The 13,927-nt window shown below is 72.1% G+C and carries 11 protein-coding genes; 6 read left to right on the top strand and 5 right to left on the bottom strand.

Annotated elements, in window-relative coordinates:
- Positions 1–144 precede the first annotated feature (144 nt).
- From EV567_RS04465 to ybaK, 4 genes are all read left to right on the top strand, one after another.
- Entirely contained in the window at positions 145–1,725 is a 1,581-nt protein-coding gene (locus tag EV567_RS04465) for an oxidoreductase (protein WP_130437571.1), read from the top strand.
- Between the two features lie 132 nt (positions 1,726–1,857).
- The gene (locus tag EV567_RS04460) at positions 1,858–2,895 is read left to right on the top strand and encodes a hypothetical protein (protein ID WP_130437245.1); all 1,038 of its coding nucleotides are present in this window, start codon (positions 1,858–1,860) and stop codon (positions 2,893–2,895) included.
- Between the two features lie 11 nt (positions 2,896–2,906).
- Positions 2,907–3,647: an LON peptidase substrate-binding domain-containing protein gene (locus tag EV567_RS04455; RefSeq protein ID WP_130437244.1), complete on the top strand. Its 741-nt coding sequence runs from the start codon at positions 2,907–2,909 to the stop codon at positions 3,645–3,647.
- Positions 3,648–3,664: 17 nt separating this feature from the next.
- Entirely contained in the window at positions 3,665–4,168 is a 504-nt protein-coding gene (gene ybaK / locus EV567_RS04450; RefSeq protein WP_130437243.1) for a Cys-tRNA(Pro) deacylase, read from the top strand.
- 146 nt (positions 4,169–4,314) lie between these two features.
- On the opposite strand, the gene EV567_RS04445 is transcribed toward ybaK, so the two are convergent.
- The 4 genes from EV567_RS04445 to EV567_RS04430 form a co-directional block, all read right to left on the bottom strand.
- Positions 4,315–5,007: an AAA family ATPase gene (locus EV567_RS04445; RefSeq protein ID WP_130437242.1), complete on the bottom strand. Its 693-nt coding sequence runs from the start codon at positions 5,005–5,007 to the stop codon at positions 4,315–4,317.
- Positions 5,008–5,041: 34 nt separating this feature from the next.
- Entirely contained in the window at positions 5,042–5,866 is an 825-nt protein-coding gene (locus EV567_RS04440) for an ABC transporter permease (protein WP_130437241.1), read from the bottom strand.
- Positions 5,867–5,982: 116 nt separating this feature from the next.
- Positions 5,983–6,957 (bottom strand): ABC transporter ATP-binding protein, encoded by a 975-nt coding sequence (locus tag EV567_RS04435; protein ID WP_130437240.1) that lies wholly within the window; start codon positions 6,955–6,957, stop codon positions 5,983–5,985.
- A gap of 173 nt (positions 6,958–7,130) precedes the next feature.
- Positions 7,131–8,351 (bottom strand): NYN domain-containing protein, encoded by a 1,221-nt coding sequence (locus tag EV567_RS04430; protein ID WP_130437239.1) that lies wholly within the window; start codon positions 8,349–8,351, stop codon positions 7,131–7,133.
- Between the two features lie 221 nt (positions 8,352–8,572).
- Here EV567_RS04430 and EV567_RS27760 point away from each other — a divergent pair, with 221 nt between their 5' ends.
- The gene (locus EV567_RS27760; RefSeq protein WP_165430298.1) at positions 8,573–8,737 is read left to right on the top strand and encodes a hypothetical protein; all 165 of its coding nucleotides are present in this window, start codon (positions 8,573–8,575) and stop codon (positions 8,735–8,737) included.
- A gap of 72 nt (positions 8,738–8,809) precedes the next feature.
- Here EV567_RS27760 and dnaE read toward each other — a convergent pair whose 3' ends face one another.
- Positions 8,810–12,349: a DNA polymerase III subunit alpha gene (gene dnaE / locus EV567_RS04425; RefSeq protein ID WP_130437238.1), complete on the bottom strand. Its 3,540-nt coding sequence runs from the start codon at positions 12,347–12,349 to the stop codon at positions 8,810–8,812.
- Positions 12,350–12,534: 185 nt separating this feature from the next.
- Here dnaE and EV567_RS04420 point away from each other — a divergent pair, with 185 nt between their 5' ends.
- A complete protein-coding gene (locus EV567_RS04420; protein WP_130437237.1) occupies positions 12,535–13,884 on the top strand; it encodes a DUF2252 domain-containing protein in 1,350 nt (449 codons plus the stop codon).
- Positions 13,885–13,927 lie beyond the last annotated feature (43 nt).

The following is a 13,927-nucleotide window of genomic DNA, read 5'->3' as shown; positions in this document are numbered from 1 at the left end:
GCGTCCGCGCGTATCAATGGCTGATACAGAACGTGGCCGGATCCGGAAGATCCCCCTCAGCCGTAGCGTCAGGCGGTGGCGGGGCGGGCATCAACGGGTTGCGCGGGGACCGTGAGCCGTGAGCAGCAGGAGGGACACGACAGCGTGACGGAGGGGGCCGGCGTCCACGCCGGGCAGGACGTGCCGGAGGATCTGACCGCCGCCGAGGCGGGCATGTGGGAGGCCTTCCGCAACGGCAGTGTGTACGACCTGAGCAGTGGCGAGGCGGTCGTCGACGATCCGCACGGGGGCCATCCGTGGGGCGAGGAGCGCACGGTGCGGGCGCGGATCGTGGCCTGGCTGCTGCTGGCGGGGCCGACCGCGCTCGCGGGCCGGGTGTCCTCGCTGAAGCTGACCGGCGTGCGGATCAGCGGCACGCTCGACCTGGCGGGCGGCACGGTGGAGCCGTACGTCGAGCTGGAACGCTGCCGGTTCGAGCGGGACGTCCTGCTCCCGGAGGCGCGGGTGACGACGCTGCGGATGGTCGACTGCTCGGTGCCCCGGCTGGAGGCGGCCAGGCTCCAGACGGAGGGCGACCTGCATCTGCCGCGCTGCCGCTTCCACAACGGGGTGCGGCTCACCGACGCGCACATAGGCACCGATCTGCTGCTCAACCAGGCGATCGTCTACCGCGACCGCACCGGGCGCTCGATCGCCGCCGACGGTCTGACCGTCGGCCAGGACCTCCAGGCCGAGCTGCTGGAGTCGCACGGTGAGCTGCGGCTGCGCAGCGCCAAGATCGGCGTGTCGCTGAGTCTGCGCGGGGCCCGGCTGACGAACCCGTACACCCGGTTCGCACTGAACGCGCCGCAGCTGACCGTGGAGCGCTCGGTCTATCTGACGCCAGCGGGCGTGGGCGGCACGGCGCTCAGCGGGACGACGCCCGCGCGCGGGACGCGCGTCCAGCGCTTCGAGTGCCGGGGCGGGGTGCGGCTGGACGACGGGCGCTTCGGGGACGCCGTCGACCTGGAGCGGGCCCGTTTCGACCTCACCGACGAGCAGGAGCTGTCGCTGCGCCGGGTGCAGACGCCCGAACTGCGTTTCTTGGGGGAGAAGCCGCAGCGGGGCAAGGTGGTGCTGTCGGGGGCGCGGGTGGTCAACCTGGTGGACCGCGCGGCCGCCTGGCCGGGCCCGGGGCGTCTGCACATGGGCGGCTTCGCTTACGAGAATCTGGTGCCGCAGGGCCCGTTCCCGCTGGCCGAGCGGCTGGAGTGGGTGGCGGCTGCGACCGCCGAGTACCAGCCGGAGCCGTACGAGCGGCTGGCGGCGGTGCTGCGGTCCGGCGGTGAGGACGAGGACGCGCGCGAGGTGCTGCTGGCCAAGCAGCGCAGGCGGCGCGAGACGCTTCCGCCGGCGGCGAAGCTGTGGGGGTACGTGCAGGACTGGGCCGTCGCCTACGGCTACCGGCCGGGCCGGGCCGCGGTGTGGATGGCGGTGCTGTGGGCGGCGGGTTCGCTCGCGTTCGCGCACGCCGACCATCCGCCGGTGAACCCGCAGGGGCACCCGCCGTACAACCCGGCGCTGTTCACCCTGGATCTGCTGCTGCCGGTGATAGACCTCGGCCAGACCGGCCAGTGGCGTCTGAACGGCGGCTGGCAGTGGCTCCAGGCCGCGATGATCCTGCTGGGCTGGATCCTGGCCACGACGGTGGCGGCGGGCGCGACACGGCTGCTCCGGCGCGGCTGACCCCGCCCTGGCCCGCTGCGTCACCACCGGGGCGCAGTTTTACCTTCCCTTGACCTACGGTCGTACAACTTTCTACAGGTTGCCGTCGCCCTCTGGCGCATCCGGGAGTCGCGGCTTTTCAATAGCGAAACCATGGCTCTGCTGCCCCCCTTCATCCGTGCCCCCCGGACGGTCGCGTCCCGACACGCGCGGACCCTCGCCCCCCACCTCCTCGCAGGGCTCCCCGCCGACGACGAGGTGCTCCTCGACGCGCCCGACGACCGTCTCGGACCCGCGCTGGTCGCGGCCGGGCTCGGCACGTACGAGGCCGCCGCCGCGCTCCTGGCCGACACCCGCGAGCGGGCCGACTGGGAGTACCGCGACCGCTACGCGACCCGCCTCGCGTCCTTCGCGTGTTCGCGCCCCGAGTGGTTCGAGGAGTGGCGTGCCGTCGCGCCGCGCGACCCCGACGTCCTGCTGGTGGCCGCCCAGCTCGCGGTGACCCGCGCCTGGCCCTCGCCGGCCCGCACCGAGCTGCTGCGCGAGGTGAGCCCGCTGATCACGGCGGCCGCGCAGGCCGACGTCCGCGACCCGGTGCCGTGGCGGATCGCGCTGGACCACGCGCGCGGCACCCGCGCCGGCCACAAGTACTTCGGCGAGCTGTGGGAGGCCGCCGTGCGGCGCGCCCCGCACCACTACGGCTGCCATGTGGCCGCCAAGCGCTATCTCGCCGAGTCCTGGCACGGCTCGCACCGCGAGTGCTTCGACTTCGCCGACCGGGCCGCGCAGGACGCCCCGGCGCACTCGCTCCTCCAGGCGATGCCGGTCCGCGCGGCCTTCGCGTACCTGACCGACGGCTGCGGTCCCGAGGTGCCGCGCGCCCGGCTCGACGACGCCGCGGACCGGGCCGCGGTCCTGTCGGCGCGCTTCCCCGCCGCCGACCCGTGGACGGCCGAGATCCGCAACCTCCTGACGTACGTCCTGGTCCGCCTCGGCCGACGCGACGACGCCCTCGCCCAGCTGCGCCTGATCGGCCCGTACGCCACGTCCTTCCCCTGGGGCCGGCTGTCGGACGACCCGCTGGGACACTTCCTCGCGGTGCGCGAGGGCGTGGTCGCGGGACCCTCCGGGCAGCCGTCGGGGCATCCACTCGGTGGGCACGGGGAGCACGCGCGCCCCCAAGGCCACTAGGCTTCTGCGCCGTGACCACCGTCCGGCTGCCGCTCTTCCCCCTGAACTCGGTGCTGTTCCCGGGGCTAGTCCTCCCGCTCAACGTCTTCGAGGAGCGCTATCGCGCCCTGATGCGCGACTTGTTGAAGACGCCCGAGGAGGAACCGCGCCGCTTCGCCGTCGTCGCCATCCGCGACGGCCACGAAGTGGCGCCCAGCTCCCCCGGCATGCCCGACCCGACGGCCACCCCCCAGCGGGGGCCCGCGGCCGGCTTCGGCGAGGACCCGGCGCGGGCGTTCCACGGCGTGGGCTGCGTGGCCGACGCGGCGACGATCCGGGAGCGGGCCGACGGCACCTTCGAGGTGCTGGCGACCGGCACGACCCGGGCGCGGCTCGTGTCGGTGGAGGCGTCGGGGGCGTTCCTGACGGCGGAGCTGGAGGAGCTGCCGGAGGAGCAGGGCGACGAGGCGGGCACGCTCGCTGAGGGCGTGCTGCGGGCCTTCCGCCAGTACCAGAAGCGGCTGGCGGGAGCACGTGAGCGCACGCTGGCCACCGGCACGGACCTGCCGGACGACCCGTCGGTGGTGTCGTACCTGGTGGCCGCCGCGATGATGCTGGACACCCCGGCCAAGCAGCGGCTGCTCCAGGCCCCGGACACCGCCTCCCGGCTGCGCGACGAGCTGGAGCTGCTGCGCGCGGAGACGGCGATCCTGCGCAGCCTGCCCTCGCTGCCCGCCGCCGATCTGACGCGCGCGCCGACGAGCCTGAACTGACGGACGGAAAGGCAGGCATGGCGAAGAAGGCCAGGAAGACCCAGCAGGCCGGCGGCACACCCGCCACGGTGGCCCTGACGGCCGCGGGCGTGGACTTCACCGTCCACTCCTACGACCACGACCCGGCCCACCCCTCCTACGGCGAGGAGGCGGCCGAGGCGATGGGCGTCTCCCCCGACCGGGTCTTCAAGACCCTCGTCGCGGACGTCGACGGCGCGCTGACCGTCGCGGTGGTCCCCGTAGCGGGCTCGCTGGACCTGAAGGCGCTCGCCTCCGCGGTCGGCGGCAAGCGCGCGGCCATGGCGGACCCGGCGCTCGCTGAGCGCACCACGGGCTATGTGCGCGGCGGCATCTCGCCCCTGGGCCAGCGCAAGCGGCTGCCCACGGTGCTCGACGACTCGGCGAAGGCCCACGCCACCGTGTGCGTCTCGGCGGGCCGGCGAGGCCTGGAGGTCGAGCTGTCCCCCACCGCACTCGCCGAACTCACCGGCGCGGTACTGGCCCCGATCGGCCGCGCGTAATCCGAGCGGGCCTTTGTGCCCGGGGCGGGCCTCCGTGCCCGGGGCGGGCCTCGGTGGGCGGACGGGCTTCCGTGCCCGAGCGGGCCTCCGTGGCCGGGGCGGGCCTCCGTGGCCGGGGCCGGCCGGCTCGGCTGTGGGGCTGAGTGTTACTCGGCCGGCTGGGCGGGGTCGCCGTCGGGGGTCTTCGGGGGCGGTGCCTGGGGGTACGGCTCGGGGTCGCGAGGGCCGAACAGGGCGGTGAGGGCGAGGTGGACCAGGAGTGCGGCCACCGGCCAGGCCAGCCAGGCGCCCTTCGCGGTGAGCTTCAGCGGGCCGGAGAACGTCTTCCCCTGCCCCGCCGCCTTCGCGGACGCGATGACGTCCTGGGCCGGGCCCAGCCATATCCCGAGCCGCCACGCCACGAGCGACGCGAGGAAGCCGCCGACGGCCAGCGCGACGATCAGGGGCACCCCGCCGCGCCGCCGCCACAGGAAGACCGCGAGCGCGCTCAACGCGCCGCAGGCCAGCGCCAGCAGCGTGAACGTCCCGTCCGCGCCCGCGGCCTGTTCGCCCTCGGCGTCGGCCGGGTAGACCACCCAGCGACCGTCCAGCACGCCGCCGACCAGCGGCAGCCGCGGCGCGAGCCACACCCACAGCAGTCCGAGGACCAGGCCGGCGACCGTGACCGCGACGGTGACCACGGCGGCTTCCCGCAGCTCGGTCTTCATGCCCGGGCCGTCCTGCCCGTACGAGGCGGGGGCCGCCGCGCCCGGATACCCCGGGTGTCCGCCCGGCGGGGGCCAGGCCTCGTGCGCGGACGGGTCGTGCGGGGGCGGAGGGGGAGTCAGCGGTGCGGTCACCCTGACATCGTGCCAGGCGACCCGGTGGGACGCGTCATCGGACGGCGGCCCGACGGTACGCCCAGGTCGCGACGCCAAGGGAGACGACGCCGACAGCGGCGCACACCGCGAGGTCGCCGAGGACGAAGGCCCAGTCGGGGCTCGTCCGGAAGGTCCGCGCGAAGGCCTCGACGCCGTAGGTGGAGGGCAGCAGGTCGCGGGCGAAACGGACCGCCTCCGGCATCCGGTCGGGCGGCAGCACGCCGAGCAACAGCGCCGCGGACATGCCGAGCTGGCCGAGCACGGTGGCCAGCTCGGGCCGGGGCGCGAGCAGCCCGAAGGCCGCGCCGAGCCCGGACAGCGCGGCGCCCGCGAGCGGGATCACCAGCGCCAGCACCCACAGGTGGGCCACCGGCAGCCCGAACAGCGCGCAGCCGAAGAGGGCCGTCACCAGCGTCCCCGGGACGGTGAAGGACGCGTACGCGCCCGCCGCGCCCAGCACGACCGCCGCGGGCGGCACCGGGAGCGTCGCGTAGTGGTCCAGGCCCCCGCTCGCCCGCAACTGGCCGAAGTACTGCGCGAGCAGGTTCAGCGCCACGAAGGCGACGACGAGGACCGCCGAGCCGGCGACCACGGCCTGCGCCTCGCGCCCGCCGTCGACGACCCCGCGCATCATGATCAGGATGCCGACGGACTGGAAGGTCGCCACGAACAGCAGCGGGATGCGCGCCACGCGCGCGCGGGACAGCTGCGCCCGGTAGACGGCCACGAGCGACGGCCACAGCCGGGCCCGCGGGCCGAGCTCGGCCGCCTCCCGGGCCGGCTGCCCGTCCACGGCGAGGACGCCGTTCGGCAGAACCTCTGCGGGTACGACACTCACGTCGCGCTGCTCTCCCTCTCGAAAGTCCACTCCGCCAGTCGTCCTGTTCGGTACGGATGCCGTGGCTGTCGTGCTCGACCCGGTCGCCGTGGCGCCGGTGCCGGCGGCCTGTGCGCTCACACCCTCACCAGCCCTTGGCGCGCGGCGCCGCCCAGCGCCAAATAGACGTCCTCCAGGCTTGGCGTGGCGAGGGTGAAGTCGTCCAGGGCGGCGAAGGCGGCCCCGCCGGTGACGGTGGCGACGATCGCGCGGGCCTCCTCGGGGGCCAGTCGCAGCGTCCAGCGGCGCCCGGCCTCCAGCGCCCGCTCGCGCAGCGCGGCGACCTCCGGCACGTCCAGCGGGGGCCGCTCCCGCCACACCAGCTCCACCCGCACCTCGCCGGCGACGCGTTCCTTCAGCCCGGACGGCGTGTCGCAGGCGATGACGCGGCCCCGGTCGAGGACGGCGACCCGGTCAAGGACGGTCTCGGCCTCGATGACGTTGTGGGTGACGAGCAGGACGGTGGTCCCGCGCTCGGCGCGCCGCCGGTCCACCGCGGACCACACGGCGCGCCGGGCGACGGGGTCCATGCCGGTGGTCGGCTCGTCCAGCACCAGCAGGGGCCGCTCCCCCACCAGGGCGGTCGCGAAGCAGGCCAGCCGGCGCTGTCCGCCGGAGAGCTTGCGCAGCGGCCGTCCGGCGATCGGGGTGAGCCCGAGTTCGTCGAGGACGTCGTCGCGCTCGCGGCGGGCCTGCCCCACGTCGAGGCCGCGCAGGCGTCCGGTGGTCTCGGCGGCGAGGGAGACGGTGAGGTCGTCGAGCGCGGTGGACTCCTGACCGAGGTAGGCGAGGAGGCGGGCGGCCCGCTCGGGGTGGCGCACGATGTCGTGGCCGAGGATCTCCACGCTGCCCGTGTCGGGGCGCATCAGCCCGGTGACCTGGCGGACGAGGGTGGACTTGCCGGCCCCGTTCGGCCCGAGCAGCCCGAAGATCTCGCCGCGCCGGACCTCCAGCCGTACGTCGTCGGTGGCGCGGACCTCCGGCGTGGCGGGTGATCCGCGCCGCCCGCGCACCGCCGGGTAGGTCTTGGTCAGGTCGCGCACGGCGCACACGACCTCATGCCGGTGCCGAGGTGCCGATGCCGCGCGCGTACTCACAAGGGACGAGACTACGGGGTCCACACCGCCCACTCCCCCTCGGGGGCATCCAGCCACCTTCTCCGAGGCATTCCCCATTCCCCCGCACGACTCCCGACGGTCGGGTCACCCCGTGCGCGGTGCGTCGTTCAGTCGGCGGCCGGGGTTCGTTCCGCTGCCGTGCGGATGTCGACCTCTCTCCAGAAGCCCGCACGGATGGCGTAGCGGTCGTGTTCGTCGATCTGGTCGTCCTTGTGGGCGAGCAGGCCGAAGCGGGCCGCGTAGCGCAGGAGTTCGCCGTCGACGCGGTGGGGGATGCGCGGGTACATGCCGGACAGCTTCTGCAGATGGCTCTGGTCGCCGAGGCGGTCCGTCCAGCGCCGGGCGAAGACCTGCCCGACCTCGAAGGGGTCGCCGCCGACGGTGGTGATGTCCTCCTCGCGGTCGGCCCACCGCTGCTCGGCCGTGGTGAGCTGGGCGAGCGTCGGCATGGAGGAGGCCTCGGCGGGCTCGGCGGCGACGCCGGGCCGGTCGACCCAGCCCTTGTCGGAGGACCAGCGCAGGGTCGCCGTCGGGGGGTGCTGGACGGTCTGGGCGCCGGGGGCGCGCAGTGCGGCGAGGTCCTTGGGGGTGGGGACGCCCTTCGGCGTGGGGAGGCGTTCCTGCGTGCCGTTGCCGGAGGCGGGGGGCGCGGGCGCGCGCTCGCCCTCCTCGGGGGGCCGCTCGCCGGCGGGGGCGAGGCCGGAGTCGGGCAACGGCGCGGAGAGGATCGCGGCGATCTCGGGCCGGGGCGCGGGCTGGGGCGCGCAGACGCCGCCGAGGTCCTTGGCGCGGACGGCCTTGGTGATCCACGTACGGTCCAGCACGCGCCGTTCGTCGGCCTCGGCGACCAGGTCCTCGGACTGGTTGTAGTCGCCGTCGGCGGCCTGGACGGCCCACAGGTGGACGGCGACTCCGTGCTCCTTGGCGGCCATCATGCCGGGCAGCAGATCGCCGTCGCCGGTGACCAGCACGACGTCGGAGCAGGCGCGGTTGCGGGCCAGTTCGGTCAGCTCGGCGTGCATGGCGGCGTCGACGCCCTTCTGCGCCCAGCGGCCGTCGCTGCGGGTCAGGGCACCCAGGCGGACGGTGACCCGGGGCATCACGCGCAGCCGGCGGTGCTCGGGCTGCGGGACGCGGTCGGGGGCGCCGTCGAACCAGTAGATGCGCAGCAGGGGGCGTTCCGTGTCGGACTCGGCCTGTTCGCGCAGTCCCTGGACGAGTGCGGAGTGGTCGACGGTGATGCGGGACCGTGAGGGCTCCCCGGCGAGGAGACTCGCGGCGGCCCCCAGCAGATACCCGGCGTCCACCAGGACGATGCAGCGGTCCACACGACTCACCCTCTTTCCGGGAGGTTTGCTTCGGGCTTGCTTCGAGTCTGCCCGACGGCGCGGGGGTTAACGGCCCGAACTCGATCTTCGGCGTGGCGTTTCGGGGCGGGACGCTCCGACCGAGCCTGTCACAGACGGTAATTATCCGACATGCGGTGTAAGTCGGGCTATGTGAATCTGGTCGCGGCCCTGGCCCCAACCCTCGAAGGAGGCAGATCCCCATGGCCAAGAACAAGAACCGTGAGCGTAAGCAGCCCCAGTCCCAGCGCGGTCGGCAGGAGGCCCAGCAGCCCTCCCTGGAGACGCAGAGCGAACCGCACCTCGCGCAGCCGACACCCGGCGACTCGGCGCACAAGGGCCGGCAGAAGCGTTTCGGCCACAACTGACGTCTTCACACACCGAGGCGCGCATCCGTTGCCGGATGCGCCCCTCGGTGTGTCAGCGCGACCGCGCCGCGGTCAGCCGGCGAGGCAGGACGGGCCGAGCAGCACCTTCAGGTCGCCGAAGAGCGCCGGGTCGGGCTTGACCCGGTGCCGGTCCAGGCGCAGCACCGTCGTCTTGGTGGGTCCCTGGAGCTTGATGCGGACCTCGCTGTCGCCCTTGTGGTGGCTGAGGATCTCGCCGAGGCGGCTGACCATCGGCGGGGTGACCTTCACCGCCGGGATGGTGAGGACCACGGGCGCGTTGGTGCCCGCGTTGGACAGGTCGGGGACCTGGAGCTCCATCGCGACCAGCCGCGGCACGTCCTCCCGCTTGTCGAGGCGTCCCTTGACGAAGACGACGGCGTCCTCGACGAGTTGGGTCGACACGAGCTGGTAGGTGGCGGGGAAGAACATGCACTCGATGGAGCCCGCGAGGTCCTCGACGGTGGCGATCGCCCAGGCGTTGCCCTGCTTGGTCATCTTGCGCTGGAGGCCGGAGATGATGCCGCCGATGGTGACGACCGCGCCGTCTCCGAAGTCACCGCCGGTGAGCTGGGAGATGCCCGCGTCGGCCTTGTCGGACAGCACGTGCTCCAGCCCGAACAGCGGGTGGTCGGAGACGTACAGGCCGAGCATCTCGCGCTCCTGCGCGAGCAGGTACGTCTTGTCCCACTCGTCGTCGGTGAACTGCACGTCGAGGCCGAAGCCGGGCTCGTCGCTCTGTTCCTCGCCCATGCCGCCGAAGAGGTCGAACTGCCCCTCGGCCTCCTTGCGCTTGACCGCGACCACGTTGTCGATCATCGGTTCGTACTGCGCGGTGAGGCCCTTGCGGGTGTGCCCCATCGTGTCGAAGGCCCCGGCCTTGATCAGCGACTCCGTGGTGCGCTTGTTGCACACGACCGCCTCGACCTTGTCGAGGTAGTCGGGGAAGGAGCTGTACTTCCCCTTCGCCTTGCGGCACTTGATGATCGACTCGACGACGTTGGTGCCGACGTTGCGGACGGCGGAGAGACCGAAGAGGATCACGTCGTCGCCCTGGGCGGCGAAGTTGGACATGGACTCGTTGACGTTCGGCGGGAGCACCTTGATGCGCATGCGGCGGCACTCGTTGAGGTAGATCGCGGACTTGTCCTTGTCGTCCTTGACCGAGGTGAGCAGCGCCGCCATGTACTCGGCGGGGTAGTTCGCCTTCAGGTAGGCGGTCCAGTACGAGACCAGGCCGTACGCGGCGGAGTGCGCCTTGTTGAACGCGTAGCCGGCGAACGGGACCAGCACGTCCCACAGCGCCTGGATGGCCTCGTCGCTGTAGCCCTTGTCGCGGGCGCCCTTCTGGAAGAGGACGAAGTTCTTCGCCAGTTCCTCGGGCTTCTTCTTGCCCATCACGCGGCGGAGGATGTCGGCCTCGCCGAGGGAGTACCCGGCGATGATCTGGGCGGCCTTCTGCACCTGCTCCTGGTAGACGATCAGGCCGTAGGTGACGTCCAGGACCTCCCGGAGGGGCTCCTCCAGCTCGGGGTGGATCGGGGTGATCTCCTGGAGCTTGTTCTTGCGCAGCGCGTAGTTGGTGTGCGAGTCCATGCCCATCGGGCCGGGACGGTAGAGCGCGGAGACGGCGGAGATGTCCTCGAAGTTGTCGGGCTTCATCAGCCGCAGCAGCGAACGCATGGGGCCGCCGTCGAACTGGAAGACGCCGAGGGTGTCGCCGCGCTGGAGCAGTTCGAAGGTCTTGGGGTCGTCCAGCGGGAGGCTCAGCAGCTCCAGGTCGACGCCCTTGTTGGACTTCACCATCTTGACGGCGTCGTCCATGATCGTGAGGTTGCGCAGGCCGAGGAAGTCCATCTTCAGCAGGCCGAGCGACTCACAGCTCGGGTAGTCCCACTGGGTGATGGTCACGCCGTCGGTGTGCCTCACCCACACGGGGACGTGCTCGGTGATGGTCTCGCTGGACATGATCACGCCGGCGGCGTGGACGCCCATCTGCCGGACCAGGCCCTCGACGCCCTTGGCGGTGTCGATGACCTTCTTCACGTCCGGCTCGTTCTCGTACATCGAGCGGATCTCGCCCGCCTCGCTGTAGCGGGGGTGCGAGGGGTCGGTGATGCCGTTGAGGTCGATGCCCTTGCCGAGGACGTCCGCGGGCATCGCCTTGGTGAGGCGGTCGCCCATCGCGTACGGGTAGCCCAGCACGCGCGCGGAGTCCTTGATGGCGTTCTTGGCCTTGATCTTGCCGTAGGTGCCGATCATGGCGACCTTGTCGGCGCCGTACTTCTCGGTCACGTACCGGATCACCTCGACGCGTCGGCGCTCGTCGAAGTCGATGTCGACGTCGGGCATGGAGACGCGCTCGGGGTTGAGGAACCGCTCAAAGATCAGGCCGTGCGGGATCGGGTCGAGGTCGGTGATGCCCATGGCGTAGGCGACGATCGAGCCGGCGGCGGAGCCTCGGCCGGGGCCGACCGCGATGCCGTTGTTCTTGGCCCACATGATGAAGTCGGCGACGACGAGGAAGTACCCCGGGAACCCCATCTGGATGATGACGTCCATCTCGTACTCGACCTGCTTCTGGCGGTCCTCGGGGATGCCGCCGGGGAAGCGGCGCTCCATGCCGCGGCGGACCTCCTCCTTGAACCAGGTGACCTCGGTGTAGCCCTCCGGGATGTCGAACTTGGGCATGAGGTTCTTGGCCTCGAACATCCCGGTGGTGTCGATCTGCTCGGCCACCAGGAGCGTGTTGCGGCAGCCCTCCTGCCACGCGTCCGAGGAGTCGATGGCGTACATCTCCTCCGTGGACTTCAGGTAGTAGCCGGTGCCGTCGAACCGGAAGCGGTCGGGGTCGGAGAGGTTCTTGCCGGTCTGGATGCACAGCAGCGCGTCGTGCGCCCCCGCCTCGTGCGCGTACGTGTAGTGCGAGTCGTTGGTCACCAGCGGCGGGATGCCGAGCTTCTTGCCGATCTCCAGCAGCCCGTCGCGGACCCGGTGCTCGATCTCGATGCCGTGGTCCATCAGCTCCAGGAAGTAGCGGTCCTTGCCGAAGATGTCCTGGTACTCGGCGGCCGACTTCAGCGCTTCGTCGAACTGGCCGAGGCGCAGCCGGGTCTGGAGCTCTCCGGAGGGGCAGCCGGTGGAGGCGATGAGGCCCTCCGACCACTGGGAGATGGTCTCCTTGTCCATGCGGGGCCACTTCTGCAGCCAGCCCTCGGCGTAGGCGTCGGAGGAGAGCCGGAAGAGGTTGTGCAGGCCCGTCGCGTCGGCCGCCCAGATCGTCTTGTGCGTGTAACCGCCCGAACCTGACACGTCGTCGCGCTTCTGGTGCGGCTGGCCCCACTGGATCTTGCGCTTGTTGCGGCGCGACTCGGGCGCGACATACGCCTCGATGCCGATGATCGGGGTGACCCCGGCCTTCTTCGCGGAGTGGAAGAAGTCGTACGCCCCGTGCAGGTTGCCGTGGTCGGACATCGCGATGTGGGTCATGCCCATCTCGTTGCACGCGCTGAACATGTCCTTGAGCCGCGCGGCACCGTCCAGCAGCGAGTACTGGGTGTGGACGTGCAGGTGCGTGAACGGCGGCTTTGACACGACTCGGCCTCCAGGCGGAAAACTCGGCAGGGGGGACAGCGTCGAAGTCTATGCCTCGGCGGTGACACTCCGGCGGCTCGCCCGCGTACCTTCTCAGCGGGTCGCGGGCACTTCCGCGCGCGGCCGCACGTTGCAGGACGACAGAGACGCTGTCGTCCATGTCATGCACCAGGAGGCACCCCGCGATGTCGGTTCCGCAGCTCAACGACGAGCCTCGCGGCGAGGAGATCCTCGCCGTCTTCGACACCGCCTTCGGCGCGCTCCTGGCCGCCGACCCGGCCGCGTTCCGCGTGAAGTTCCGGAAGATGGCCGCGTCGGCCTTCGCCTTCTACCGGGGCACGGCCTGCCTCTTCTACCACGACCTGGACCGGGAGAACCCCGGGCGTGGCGACGGCCGGGAGTTCAGCGGCCCGTACCTGGACGAGCGCACCTCGCGCGTGTGGATCCACGGCGATCTGCACGCCGAGAACTTCGGCACCTACATGGACTCCCAGGGCCGTCTGATCTTCAACGTCAACGACTTCGACGAGGCGTACGTCGGCCCGTTCACCTGGGACCTGAAGCGGTTCTCCGCCTCCATCGCGCTCATCGGGTACGCGAAGGCGCTGTCGGACGAGCAGATCACCGAGCTGGTGGAGGTGTACGCGGGCGCGTACCGCGAGCGGGTGCACGCGCTGGCCGGCGGCGCCAAGCGCGACGAGGTGCCCCCGTTCACGCTGGACACGGCCGACGGCCCGCTGCTCGGCGCGCTGCGGGTGGCGCGCTCCCTGACCCGCTTCGGGCTGCTGGACTCGATGACCGAGATCCGCGACTTCGAGCGCCGCTTCGCGCCCGGCGGCGGCGCCATCGAGCTGGACGCGGCCACGCGCTACAAGGTGCTGGCGGCCTTCGACGGCTATCTGGAGACGCTGCCGGAGACGTCCCTGGCCCGCCCGGACTCCTACCGGGTGAAGGACGTCGTGGGCCGCCGGGGCATCGGCATCGGTTCGGCGGGCCTGCCGTCGTACAACATCCTGCTGGAGGGGCACAGCGACGCCCTGGAGAACGACGTCGTGATCTACATCAAGCAGGCGCAGACCCCGGCGGTCTCCCGTCATGTCACCGATCCGGCGATCCGCGACTACTTCCAGCACGAGGGCCACCGCACGGTGATCTCCCAGCGTGCCCTGCAGGCGCACGCGGACCCGTGGCTGGGCTGGACCGAGCTGGACGGGGCGGGCCAGCTGGTCGCCGAGGTCTCGCCGTACGCGGTGGACCTCGACTGGGGCGACATCGACGACCCGGAGGAGATCGCGGCCGTCGTCGCCGACCTGGGCCGGGCCACGGCCACGATGCACGCGGCGGCGGACGACACCTCCGGCGAGTCGCTGGTGCCGTTCTCCACCGAGCGGGCGATCGACGCGGCCATCGCGGCCGACGAGGACGGCTTCGCGCCGCTCCTGGTCGACTTCGCGCACGCGTACGGCGCACGCGCGCGTGCGGACCACCAGATCTTCGTCGACCTGTTCCGCAACGGTCGGATCCCCGGGCTGTGACGGAAGTCCTGTCGCGTCCATAACGAATAGGGCTCCGACGGGG

It is taken from the genome of Streptomyces sp. BK239 (genome assembly GCF_004217285.1).
GTDB lineage: Bacteria > Actinomycetota > Actinomycetes > Streptomycetales > Streptomycetaceae > Streptomyces.
This window is presented reverse-complemented; position numbering and strand designations above follow the sequence as displayed.

Excerpts from the sequence above, each read along its gene's own strand:
- EV567_RS04420 (WP_130437237.1), top strand. The coding sequence starts at position 12,535 with ATGTCGGTTCCGCAGCTCAACGACGAGCCTCGCGGCGAGGAGATCCTC.
- ybaK (WP_130437243.1), top strand. The coding sequence starts at position 3,665 with ATGGCGAAGAAGGCCAGGAAGACCCAGCAGGCCGGCGGCACACCCGCC.
- EV567_RS27760 (WP_165430298.1), top strand. The coding sequence starts at position 8,573 with ATGGCCAAGAACAAGAACCGTGAGCGTAAGCAGCCCCAGTCCCAGCGC.
- EV567_RS04460 (WP_130437245.1), top strand. The coding sequence starts at position 1,858 with ATGGCTCTGCTGCCCCCCTTCATCCGTGCCCCCCGGACGGTCGCGTCC.